The following is a 13044-nucleotide window of genomic DNA, read 5'->3' as shown; positions in this document are numbered from 1 at the left end:
ATTATCCTATAACGATTGATATCTATAATTATAACAGAAAGGCTGTGCCCCTGAAGATAAGGGACGCAGCCTTTTTGTTATACTTACTCGATCGATTCCACCTGAATGACAGGGACCTGCGTGATCTGACCGATTACGGTGCTGTCACTACTTCCGTTATGGTCTTGTTGGAGATCACCCGGATTGATTTCCTCGGTAGTGACGGCGTCGCTTGGATTTTCGGTATCATCCATAGTGTCTCCCTTGTGTCCGTCAACCTGCTCGGTCTCCGGTTCAATGGGATTTGAAGTAGTGGAACTCTGGCTTCCCGGGATCTCCAGCTGCTGATACTCGCCACTGAACGTTCCGATTAGAGTTGCGCTCCCTGCTGGGAAATCCAGATCCCCTCTTAAAATGACATGGTATCCATCGCGTTCTGCAATGACTTCGCCATAGCCACCCTCCAGGATATGGACAGAGAAGCGAACCATCTCATTCGGATACTTCTCGATATTAGCGATATCGATGTCGGTATAATGAACCTGATATCCTGTGAATCCGTATTGGTCTCCCTGACGCTCGAAGATGGCGATCTCGTCCGGGCTTGCTCCTTCCAGATTGGTGACCAGCAAAGACTTATCCGGCTGGACCTGGTAGCCTTCCGCCGTGAACTGGAACAGCGGCGTCAGATTGGCATCTCTGGCTTCATAGGCAGAATACAATACCAGACCGGCCCCCGCATCGCCCTCCACTAGGATAGCCGGATGATTCGCGGTGCTAAGCGATTCCTCGAGTGAAACCTGTTGAATGGCGATGTCGGACGGGTAATCATGGTTTTGGAATAATTGCACCGTTTCATCGGCATTCAAGACCGCTAAATAGATGATATTTCCCTCATCGACTCCAATGGCATAGGCCAATCCTCCGAAGCGATTCCCGCCTCCGCTTACGTAGCTGAAGCTGCCTTTGAGCCCCGCCGTTTGAAACAAACGAATCGGATCGTGGATCGTCCAGGCCAATTCGGCAGCTTGCAGTTTACCGCTCATATCCTGGTATCCCGACAGCGCATCATAGAGTGCTACCGCTTCCTCGTAGTTCTGACTTTGTACCATCCCATCAGCCGCTGCGATCCACCGATTGATCTGATTCTGAATATACGCCATGATTTCCGCGTTCTTCCGCTCGTTCCGTTCCAGGTAGTCATGATACCCCATGGCGTGCGAAGCAAAATCGGAGGGCCGCTCTCGCTGGACATCCTTTTGCAGCATGGTATACACGAGTTCATCGGTCTTGCTATTCAACCAGGCAGCCGATATTGTCCGGTTGGCATATTCGGAACCCATGGATTGCGACCAACTTAGCAGGTCGGTATACTGTCCGGCTCCTGCCAGACGAGTTAGAACCATTTCGTCATAACGCTGGAACAAACGGAGCAGCTTGTCATTCTTCTGCTTCTCTCCGCCGTAGAATGAATCGGGAATACGGAGCAAATTCCATTTGAAGCTGTTGTCGTCATACTGCTGCTCTTCAAGCAGTTCGTCGGCCTGACGGTTAAACAAACCAATGAACTGCAGGAATATCCGTTTCACATCGTCGGGGATTCCGTAAAACGCAGCAATTTCATCGTAGTAGGAAGCATAAGCTCCTTGCTGCCCGGCAAGTTTCAGCTCCGCGTCAAGCAATTCGGCATACACGTTCATAAAGCCGGAAAAATCGCCTGCTTCCCCGACCCGGCTCAATCGATGATCAAGCGAGGAAAGGCTCTGCTTCATGGAAGTAATGGGTTCAAGCTCTTGCAGTCTTGAGGCAAGCAGCTCTTCTTTATATAGAAGGGAGTGATTATTTCGCGCTTTTTGATACCATTCTTCTGCCTGAACGAGCTTCTTCTGAGCATACAATAGCTCTGCTTGCGCCATCGATTCGATTTTCTGATAGATATGAATTCCCTTATATCCGATCAGCAGCAGAAGGACTATACATAAAAAAAGATACAAATTACGCAGGGTTAGCGTGTTTTTCATCGTCATAACGGTATAGCCCCTCTAATCCCATTTTTGAAAATCAGGGTCCGAGCGGTAGTGTTCATTATAAATGGCCGACACCCGGTCCCGCAGGCCGTTCCACGACAAGCCGGGATTGCGGCGTACGATCTGATACAAGCGGAGGAAGCGATATCTCGGAAGTCCGTCCGCATAGCGACTAATAAAATCAGGGAAGGTATCGATATATTTTTTCTTCCGTACCGCTGCCCCGGCGGCGTCGATCATAATCTGTCTGCCATGCTCCATTCGCAAAATATCAGCTTCATGAGCGAGCAGGTAACGGATGGCTTTACTGTTAATCAGCTCACGTTTAATTTTGGCGATTTCACCGATATAGGCCGCTAAGTCCGGATCAAACTCATCCAGCAGCAGCGGCTCAAGCTCAAGCTCCATATCACTGCGCAGGCTGAAGCTTTGAAGGAGGACGATCTGCTGAAGACGGATGCGGTCATTTCGGACCAAAAAGGCAATTTCCCTGACGATTTCATACCCTAGCTGGGCATCTTCCTTGATGGCGGCAGAAGCCGTCGCTTTGTTCAGGTCAAGGCCTTCAAGAATCTGTTTTCGCTGACTTCTTATAACCTTGTCCAGAGCGTGCAAGGTCTCGGAATGCAGCACTCGCCGCTGGATCAGCCATAACCATACAAGCAGGGCCACCATACAAGCAAAGGAGATCACGATCTGCAAGAAGGTCTGACTAAGAAGCACGGCAGAGAGCCCTATTATATAGAAGAGAAGTCGGTCACTCTGCATGGAACGCTTGGCCATTTTCTCTGCAAGTTCCATAACGGGAACAAGGGCGTTGCGTTTACAGTGAGCGCAGCTGTCTTCCCAAAGAATCGTGAAATGGTGGCAATGTTTGCAAACCCTTAACTTTTGGTAGACATATCTCGTTTTATTATAGGGGCGAAGTTGTACGGGTTTTTTCTTATCCATGCTGTTCCCTCTGTGAGTTGGCCACTTCAAGCAGAGTCTGATGCAGCTGCTCCGGTGTCGGGGCGTTCTTCTTACGCTTGAAGTAGGCCGTGATCTTGATGATGACAAAAAGAAACAAAATCCCGAGACATCCGTATGTAATCATATATCTATTCCTTTCGGCATCATATTTGTTCGAAAATGGCGGGTGAGGCTTGTGTCCTAAGTCCGGGTGGTACGACTGATTATGTTGAACTTTGGCAGGTATAATTATATCATATGGACATAGTGCTGGTATATTTTAGTGATTAGCATGGTATTTTCTATATAAATACACCAGAGAAATGGATGTTCCCGTTATTGTTTTTAAGCTTTTTTTCATGTAATTTTAAGACTTATTGCCTACAGTTAGACTCATGGTCTGACAAACGAACCGAGGCATCCACCTGATGCTAGACTAAATGGATGAAGGAGTAATTCAATGTTACGTAAAAATAAATGGCTGCTCTCTTTGATGGCAGCGATGCTGCTGATCTTGACCTGGAGCGGAGGAACCATGCCTCAGGCAGTGGCTGCCTCGCAAGGCTCCAAGATTGATGCCGTACTGGTGATGGATGCCAGCAACTCGATGAAAAACAGTGATCCGGAGAGGATCAGCAGCGAAGCGATGAAGATGTTTATCGATATGCTGGCCACCACCGGCGACAAGGTCGGCGTTGTTTCCTATACCGATCGGATTCAGCGGGAGAAAGCCCTGCTTGAAATTCAGTCGGAGGCGGATAAAACGGACCTGAAGGAGTTTATCGATCAGCTTGATCGCGGCCCGTACACCGATATATCAGTAGGTCTCGATGAAGCGGTGAAAGTGCTGAAGCAGGGAATGGACCCGGCGCATGCGCCGATGATCGTTGTTTTGGCCGACGGTAACAATGACCTGGATCCAAACACAGGCAAGACGAGCCAGGAAGCGTCAGACCAGTTAGATCAAGCTGTCAAGGAGGCCAAGGGAAGCGGCATCCCGATTTATACGATCGGGCTGAATGCCGACGGGAAGCTGAATAAAGAAACGTTGGCTGAATTGGCAAACCAAACGGGGGGCAAATCCTTCACTACCAGTTCGGCGGATGACCTTCCGCAAATATTAAGCGAGATTTTTGCCAGCCACCAGCAGCTCAAGATCGTTCCGGTACAGTCGATTACCGGCAATGGAAGCTATCAGGAAGTCACGGTCAATGTACCGAATGCGAACGTGCTGGAGGCGAACATCTCCATTATGTCTTCAAGCCCCGTGGACGTGAAGCTGGTTGATCCTGCCGGCGCTGAGCAGACTATTCCTTCAGCCAATGTACTGCGATCCACCTCCAATTCCTATTCGCTGCTGAAGCTGCTGAAGCCGCAGCAAGGTGACTGGAAGCTGCAGGTGAAGGGCGTATCTAAAGATAAAATCGACATTAACCTCGTGTTCAGCTACGATCTGGAGCTGATCATGGACCCTCCGCCACCTTCAAAGGTAAAGGCAGGAGACACGATCGATATTAAGGCCCATCTCGTCAGCAATGGACAGAAGCTGCAGGATCAGGAACAGTATGGCAATATGACGGCCAAGCTGTTGGTTAAGGATCTGGATACCGGTGACGAGTCAGAGGTCGAACTTGAGAACAAAGGCGGCAGCTTTGAAGGGAATTACAAGCTTCCCCAGAAGCACGACTACGAGCTGAGAGTACGGGCGGAGGAGCAGAGCTTCTACCGCGAAAGCGCGCCTGTGAAGATAAGTGCAAAAGCGGCAGCCGCGGGCTCCGGAAGCGGTGGGAAGGAGATGACTGCGGGCGAGGATGCGAAACCTTTTCCATTATGGCCCGTAATCATTGGCATCGCGGCGCTGCTCCTTGTTGGAGCGGCTGCATATTTCATACTCGGCGCGATTAAGAGAGCGAACAAAGGCTTTGTCGGTCAGATCGTGATCGAGATCAGGGACGAGAACACCGGCGAGAAGACATTCCCGCAATACAAGAAGCTGACTTCGTTCAAAGGGAAGTTCAATCTGCATCAGCTTCTGCAGCTTGCACCGGAGCTGAAGGAGACCGAGAAGATCCTGTTCATGCCGGGCAAGAATGACCGCATTATACTTAAAAACAATTCTTCAGCCGTGATTGAGAAATCCGGCCGCGCGCTGGATGCATCGAATGGCACGGAGCTTAAGAACGGAGACCGGCTGAGAGTTTCCCTGCAGCAGGCGGACAAAACGATATTATTTGAATATTTGGCTTAATGTGCGCGTTCAAAAGGGCTGTTTCCTGATTCACTTCTTATCAAAAGCGGACTTTTTGAACAACCTCTTAAAGCCATGACCTATCAGGAGGGGAATTTATGAAACCGGTAGTTAGAGAACATATACAACAGCTTGACGTTTCACTTGGAGGCGGGATTGTCAGCGAGAAAATACGGGTCGATACCATCGACAATCCGATCCTTATCATTGGACTTGGAGGGACGGGGATCGATGCGCTGCTGCGCTTGAAATATCAGATTAACCGCCGTTTCAAGCTGCCGGAGGATCCGTTGTCCAAGAAGAGAATGGACAAGCCGGATAATGTGGAGTTTCTGGCTTTTGAGACCAACGAACAGGATAAGAATAAACGCTATAAAGGCATCGGGCTTGATCCGATCAATGAATTCGTGCTTCTCTCCAATGCCGAGATTGGAGGCCTCCTCCAGAACCGCAGCATCCTGGAGCCGTACATTACAGATTGGCTGTCGCCAGAGCTGAGCATTACCGATGGTATGAACGGGGCAGCAGGCGTACGCCAAGCGGGCCGTTTGCTCCTGTTCACGAAGATTACGCAAGTGGTGCAGGCGATCGACAAGAAGATCAAGACGCTGTCGGTCGGCACGAACAAAAAGCTGATGGTTTTCCTGCTGACGGGACTGTCCGGCGGTACGGGCAGCGGCTGCTTCTTGGACATCGCCTATATCGTCCGCGGCATTATCGAACGCGACCACGGCTCTGCCGGCATTGACCGCGTGAACACCCTTGGCTATCTGTTTACGCCGGATATTAATCTGGCGAACAAAAGCTTGAGCGAGCATACGCGCGAATACATCAAGAAGAACGGTTACGCTGCACTCAAAGAGCTCGATTACTGGATGAACGTGGATGCCAGAGGCGAGCGGTTCAAGCAGCAGTACGGCAACATTCTGAATGTGAATTCTCCGCTGCCTCCGTTTAATCTATGTCACCTGATTTCCGCTACAAATACGGAAGGCAAGCTGTTGGAAAACGCCTATGATTACTGCATGAACGTCACCGCTGAGAACATCACGAATTTCATGGCCAGCGAGGAAAAGCAATCCGGCGAAGAGTTTGCGATCCACGACTATATCAGCAACATCCGTACCAATATCGCACAGATGAACAAGGCATACCCTGCCAATTACGATTACAACATTATCGGCGCATCTTCGGCCGTGCTGCCCATCGAAGAGATGACGACGTATCTGGCATACCGCGTCTTCGGTAAAATGCAAACCATGTTCGAGAAAGCGCCGAGCCAGGAGGACGTCGAGAAATTCGCAAGCAAGCTGGGCATCGATCTGGACTCGATGACGAAGAATTTCGAGTCCCGCGTGCCGGAGCCGCTGCCCGGATACCAGAACAGCGAGCGGCTCAGCTACGCGAACGTAGTGAAGAACCAGGTCATCAATATGGATACGGAGCTGGAGCAGAATTTTCTGGCCAGAGCCCGCGAGGAATACATCAAAGCGAAGAAGCAGCTGCCGGGCGAGATCGTGGCTCAGTTCAGCGATCAAATCCGCCGCATGTTCCTGCATCCGCAGCAAGGACCGTTCTACGTATCGCGGTTGATCTATACGGAGAAGGGCTTTAGCTTGCTGAAGATGCTGCTGTCCTACATCGAGGCGCTGCGCGAGAATCTGACCCGCATTCCCCGTGACATCGAGTCGGCCAGGGAACAGGCGATCGAACGCCTGGGTGATGCGAAGAGCGCTTTTGTCTCGAAGGATAAGAAGAAAAACATCTACATTGAAGCCAAAATCAACGAATATTGGCTGGAAGCGGATGTGGAACGCACCGAGCAGATGATTGAATTTTATGAGGATTTATACGATCTGCTGAATCAGGAGAATAACCGGATTTACAGCGTGTATACGGAAATTCTGAATGCGTTGAATTCCATCTTCGCCAAGAACGGCGACATTCTCGTCAACGGGGAAGAGCAGCAGGATCATAAAGGGAATAAGACGTATTACTGGAACCTGGTCAGTGTGCCCGACATTTCCGACGTGATCAACAAAATCATGGATCAGAAGGATGTGGACGATCTCATCCGCGATTTCGCGCAGGAACTGCTGAGCCATGCCAATCGTTGGACGCGGGAGCAGGAGATCGATATCGTCAGATCCATTTCGGAGTTTCTTACCGATAAATTCGGCGATCTGATCACCCGCTCGATGGAGGATTTCCTCGTCATGAAATTCGGGCAGGAGGATTCCATCGAAAAATTTGTTGAGCGCAACATCGCCAGCAAGCTGGATGACGAAGCCGTGCCGGTCTTCCATCTGAGCAACAGCGCAGGCAATCTGTACTTCCCTTCGTGGGGCTTTGTGTCCGTGCCTGTACAGGCGCCAAGCATTCTGAAGGGGATTCGCAATTATCAGAACAATTCGGTCGGGAAGTCTCACTTCACCGTGAAGGAAAGCGAAGTGAAGAACCGGATCTTCTGGTTGAATACGAAGAACGGCGTGCCGTTGTTCGTCTACACGCCGCTGAAGGTTTATGAGGAGAGCTACGAACGCACGATCATGGACAAGGAAGGCGTTGGACGCCATTTGGTGCAGACGGACCGCAACAACTGGACGTACCTGCCGTCGCCGATTCCCGAAAAATCCTGGGGGGATACCTACGTCAACCCGCGGGTTCAGGAGTACAATGCCCGGGTTCGGTCCGAATTCAGCCAAGCGCTTGAGTATAAGGTCGTCATTCAGAAGGATGTTGACCAGAATACGAGCAGCCGCTATGCGGTCGTGTTTACGAAGCCGTTTGACCTGAATGAGCTGCTTCGCGCTTATGATCTGCAGCTTGATAGTCCCAAGCCTAATCTTGGAGAAGTGAAGCGGGCATGGACCGAGCTGAAGCGGCTCTTGAACGAGGGGCTGGAGCGGGTTGGCTCCAAGGATATTTTCAACAGCATCAACGAGGATATGGCCAAGGAGAATCTGATCCGTTCGCCGGAAATGATCCGCATTGTGCGGGAAGAGCTGAAGAAATATGCCGCCATTGCGGCCAAAATCACGGAATTCGAGTTCTTGATCAGCGACAATCAGAATGAAGAGAAATGGCTTGATCAATTCATCGAGGCGTTGTACACCGGGACGATCACCAAGAAGGGTGCGCTCTTCGTTTATGATCGCGATCCGGAGGAGGATTCCTGGGAGCCGTTTGCCAACCTGCTGAAAAGCGTGAACGACGTGGAGTATGAAGTTTACAAGCACTTCCGTCAGCTGGACGAGAAAAGCCGCAGCACGCTGCTTCGCAAATCCTCCCGCCGCGATCAGGAGCTGACCGCTTCCGAGGACATTACGCCGCTGCTCACGAAGCTGGAAGAATTGGCCGAGCGGTTCCTGGAAACGCGCGACCGGCTCGAATACGAGAAGGTGGAGCTTGCGGACGGTGAAGAGCGATACCAGTTCTACAGACAGGTATCTTCGAAATTAAACGACATCCGAAGAAGGTTGAAATAGACGATGAGGGAAATTCTTCGCCAGTATGCTGCCGGTTATGCCAAATCGGAAGAGCAGCTTACCTTGAAGGAGGATGATCAGAGCAGCATCCACTACCCGGAGGTATACTTGTTCATTGGCGACAAGACAGCGTCCGCCATCGAACCGATCATGGAAATTCATGACCGCAAATGGGATAACAGCGCAAGCGTCGTTTATTTTCATGTGGGAACGGACCGGAGCGGAAATCGGGAGCCGAAAGGCTCCGACTCCTTCGGTCGCCTTCATCGGTATCATCTGCAATTGCCAGCGTCAGACGGCTCATCCAAGTCCGCACGCAAGGAGCTGTATCAGGGCTTCCATCGGGACCAGCGCCACCTGGCCGGGTTGAATAAAGCGATTCGGAAGCTGAGCCACCACATTTCAGACTATGGACGCAGCTATTCATCCTTTGACCGGATTCATCTGTCTGTCATTACACGGGTCGACGACCCGTTCAATGTGTTTATACCGGAAATTTCATTACTGGCCGCATCCATCTTCCAGCAGTCATTCAAGTCGGTGCAAATGGATATGTATGCGCTCATTAATGAAAGGGAGCAGATTGATTCCTATGGTTATGCGAGCTCTGTGGGCGTTGCCTTCCTGCGGGAGTTGGAGCTGATGCAGAGCCGGGAATACAGCTTCTCCGCGCCGCTGCAGGTCACGGAGGATGGGCTGACCATTCCGGTCGTTCACCCGGCCTCGCCGCTGTTTGATCTGGTCTATGTGCTGTCCGATAAGAATGAACGCGGCATAACCGGATACGCAGGCATGCAGGATATCTATGATATCATCTGCCATCTGGGTTTGCTTAAGAACCGGAAGCAGAAGGATGAAACCTATGACGGCATCAGAGGTATTTATAACAATACGTCGTTCAAAAGCAATATCATGACCGAATCCGGCCGCCAAGGTTTTGTCTCCGCCGGCTTTGCCCGGGTGAAGAGACCAAACGAGCCGATTGCGCTAACGGTGCTCTATCATCTGTGCCGCGGACTTCTTCTTCGCATGAAGGGCGGGCCCGAACCGGAGGTTCATGAATGCCTGACCTACTTTGGTCTAAATCCGGAGGCCGTATCGGCAAGAGCGGATTTAATGCTGCCCAACCCGGAGCATCTGGACGGGCTAAAGGGTATGATGTCACACCCCGTCAGTTATGCCGGGCTGAAGCGGATGAACACTCGTGAAGCAGAAGAGGCATTGTTCGGGGATGGCTGCCGGCAATTTTTTCACAGCAATTACGAGCTGGAGGTCCAAAAGAGACTTAGAGATATGAGTACTTCTGAGGAGCTTCATCGTGCGCTTCGTCGAACCTTGGCGGATCACCCGCAAATCGGTTGTTATCAAATCGTGAAGTGGACGAGCGACAAGGCGGGAGAGGGGATGCTGCTTGAAGCGGTTCGTTCCCGAATCCGGGATCTCGGCAGCCTCCTGAAGAGCGAGCAGGACGGACTCAACCGCTATTATGAGGAAAGCGTGGAAAGTCAGCCGTTCAAGAAGCTTCCTTTTCGGGATAAACAGAATGTGCGCCATTTCATTCGATATTTCGTGGGCGAGGTTTATCGACGCAAATATGAGCTTTTGCAGCTGGAAACGGAGCTAGAGCTTTACAGATTGTATGAGACGGAGCTCGAACGGATTTACCGTCAGTACAAGCAGCAGGCGAACATGCTGGACCAGCTCGAAGCGGAATTGCTGGAAGCGGTCAAGTCGAGCATCCGTACCGCAGATGATTATATCGGCCAGAACCTGATGGAGTATTATGGCCTGGTCACGGAAGAGCTGATGCTGGAATTGGAGAGCAAGCGCGGCCAGAGCGTATTCTTCGAGGAACGGTATGTCGGCAATCTCTCCATCGTTACGCATGAAGGGATCGAACCGATCCTGTCGAGCATGATCCGGGTCTGTTTGAGGGATCTATTGACGGCGGAGCCGTTCGTGCAGACTTTCGAGGAAGAACTGCTGCGGCGGGCGAACGTAACCATCGACTACAATAACAAACAGGTGCTTGCCAAGGAAGATCTGTTTAAGGTGCTTTACCGGATGCTGGAGGAGAACTCCGTTACGCTGGTTAGACTGCTTGACTATACACAGGAGCATCGATACGAGGAGAAATACTTCTTCGGCGATGCCGACAGCGAATTCGTCCGTTACGCGATCCACGCCGATGAAGCTTTAAGGGTGTACAAGCTTGGCATCGTGCATGAGAAGCGCTCAAGCGGGGTTGAGAAGCTGAACCTGATGGGAGGTTTCCACTTGGAGGATCTGATGTACTACCGGAATGGCAGAACCTACTACGAGACCTATACGGCAAACGGTTATGAATTTCATGGAATGGAACCGGTGCAACTTCCCGAGCTGCGCTAGCGTTCTTAGATTCTGATACAGAGAGTAGGCGTGTATTGTGCAACGAAAAATAAACCCTCTCCTGCTGCTGTTTAGTCTAGTCGGTGGGGGAATCGGATTTGCCATTGGGGAATTTTTGCTCCGCCAGTGGGGTACAGGGCTTCCCGTCATCGTGGTTACAGGAATCTATTTCGGAATTTTGGCCTTGTGCATCGGATTGGCCTGCTTCATCGCAGAACTGATCTCCCCTCGTTTGAATGGGAGCTCATGGAAACAGCGATATACAGGCACATCATGGAAGCTGCTGATTCCATCCACTTTGGTGGCACTGTTCCTGTTAGGTATGCTGTTTGAGTGGGTGTATCAGTTGAACCCGGGCAGCGCCAAGCCCGTGAAGGACATCGTGCTGATCATTGATAATTCAGGCAGCATGAAAGAGACGGACCCGAATCAGGACCGATATACGGCGGCCAAAAATCTGATCAACCGCATGGACGAGGATAACCGTGTATCGGTGATGGTGTTTGATCATGCAACAACGTTACTGCAGCCGTTCACGCGTGTGAAGAACCAAGAAACCAGGGATGAGATCATCGCGGAAATCGACGGTTTGGCAACGACCGACGGTGGCACGGACATCAGTCTCGCGCTGGAGGATACCATGACGCATATCCAAGAGAGCCATGATGCCGCTCGAACCGCCATGGTCATTATGCTGTCGGACGGCTTTAGCGAAACGGATCATGCGCGTGTGCTTGCGGACTACAAGCAGCAGCAAATCGCGGTGAATACGATTGGCCTCAGCCTTGTTAACCCGGACGGTGCCCAACTGCTTCAGACGATTGCCGCCGAAACGGGCGGGCAATATTACGATGTGCAGAACGCGGCAGATTTGTCTTTTGTTTTCCAGAAAATCTATGACGATGTCGGGGATCGTTCCCTGTTGACGAAACGTACGGATGTTATGGAAGATAGCGTTTATTATCAGATTGTAAGAATCGCTGCGATGCTGCTCATTGGCGCTGCCATGGGCCTTGCCCTCGGGATTGTGTTTGATAACCGCCATCTCGCGCTCAGCTTCAGCATCGGCGGAGCGGTATCCGGCGTGCTCGCTGGCGTTGTTCTGGAATATGGCCTATCCGGGGGAGAAGTGGGGGATGCCTCCATTCGTATGCTGGCCTGCTTCATCCTAGCAGGAGTCATCGCCTTGTTTACGTTGGTGATCCCGGTTAAGGAGAACAGCAGGATCATTCGTAATGAGCAGCGGCCGGGCCGAACGGGACGAGGACAACGGCCGAATGATTCAACAAGCCGAGGATTTTAAAGCAGGGGGCGTTCGATATGCGTTTTAAAAATGCGGAGCCCGGAGAATGGGTCATTCAGGGACTAAGCTATCAGTTGGAAGATGGTTTCTGTACGCTCCGCTGGAGCTGGCCGCCAGGTCTTCAGGCGGTATACATTCACCGCGAGATGCATGATGGATTTCGTCCGCCCGCTGGGGCTTTGGAGTCTGGCAGCCTGCGTCTGTATACCCGAGACGAGTACAAGGCGAACAATGGGTATCGGGATCGGGTGGACGGAATAGGTCAGATTATGTACACGGTGTACGCCATGTCTTCCGAAGACGGAGAGATGGCCTTAATCAGGCAGCCGGATGAAGCGAACAGCATTCAGTTCAGCACCGGCAAAGCCATGCTGAAATACTCCATCCGCGAAAAGAGCCGCTGGCTGCAGCCCTATAAGACGATTGAAATTCAGGTGACGGCGGAAGTGCCGGTACCCAAGGACGTTTTATGTTACGTAAAGAAGCAAGGGGCTTATCCGGTTAACAAGGAAGACGGCATCTTGTACCCTTTCGTTACGGATTTTGCAGCGGGACGCAACGAATTGCCTGCGATCGAGGTGGGCAAGAACGATTATGTTCGCTTGTTTTTTACGGATGGCAAGAAGTATGGACAACGGTATGAGCTCGTTTATAGATAGA

At 51.3% G+C, this 13044-nt stretch carries 8 protein-coding genes; 5 read left to right on the top strand and 3 right to left on the bottom strand.

What is annotated here, in order from left to right; genetic code table 11:
- Window positions 1-83: 83 nt before the first annotated feature.
- Genes AC0VZ8_RS29965 through AC0VZ8_RS29955 form a run of 3 tightly spaced genes read right to left on the bottom strand, consistent with a single transcriptional unit; the run spans window position 84 to window position 3102 of the window.
- Window positions 84-2006, bottom strand: a complete 1923-nt coding sequence (locus AC0VZ8_RS29965; protein ID WP_475485301.1) for a hypothetical protein — start codon at window positions 2004-2006, stop codon at window positions 84-86.
- A 15-nt stretch (window positions 2007-2021) separates the two neighbouring features.
- A complete protein-coding gene (locus AC0VZ8_RS29960) occupies window positions 2022-2957 on the bottom strand; it encodes a hypothetical protein (RefSeq protein WP_475485300.1) in 936 nt (311 codons plus the stop codon).
- Window positions 2950-3102 (bottom strand): hypothetical protein, encoded by a 153-nt coding sequence (locus AC0VZ8_RS29955; RefSeq protein WP_164817485.1) that lies wholly within the window; start codon window positions 3100-3102, stop codon window positions 2950-2952. The genes AC0VZ8_RS29960 and AC0VZ8_RS29955 overlap by 8 nt, the downstream gene beginning before the upstream one ends.
- Window positions 3103-3417: 315 nt before the next feature.
- Between AC0VZ8_RS29955 and AC0VZ8_RS29950 the strand changes: the two genes are divergently transcribed.
- From AC0VZ8_RS29950 to AC0VZ8_RS29930, 5 genes are all read left to right on the top strand, one after another.
- Entirely contained in the window at window positions 3418-5205 is a 1788-nt protein-coding gene (locus AC0VZ8_RS29950) for a vWA domain-containing protein (protein WP_475485299.1), read from the top strand.
- A gap of 98 nt (window positions 5206-5303) precedes the next feature.
- Window positions 5304-8693 carry a tubulin-like doman-containing protein gene (locus AC0VZ8_RS29945; RefSeq protein ID WP_475485298.1) on the top strand — a complete coding sequence of 1130 codons (3390 nt, stop codon included), beginning with the start codon at window positions 5304-5306 and terminating at the stop codon, window positions 8691-8693.
- A gap of 3 nt (window positions 8694-8696) precedes the next feature.
- Entirely contained in the window at window positions 8697-11081 is a 2385-nt protein-coding gene (locus AC0VZ8_RS29940; RefSeq protein ID WP_475485297.1) for a transcription initiation factor TFIID, read from the top strand.
- A 37-nt stretch (window positions 11082-11118) separates the two neighbouring features.
- Complete coding sequence (locus tag AC0VZ8_RS29935; RefSeq protein WP_475485296.1) at window positions 11119-12384, top strand: vWA domain-containing protein; 1266 nt, start codon at window positions 11119-11121, stop codon at window positions 12382-12384.
- 17 nt (window positions 12385-12401) lie between these two features.
- A complete protein-coding gene (locus AC0VZ8_RS29930; RefSeq protein WP_475485295.1) occupies window positions 12402-13043 on the top strand; it encodes a beta-mannanase in 642 nt (213 codons plus the stop codon).
- Window position 13044: the final 1 nt, after the last annotated feature.

The organism is Paenibacillus sp. QJM3NY_38 (assembly GCF_056173265.1).
Note: the sequence above shows the minus strand (reverse complement) of the source record. Positions and strands in the feature narration are given on the sequence as shown.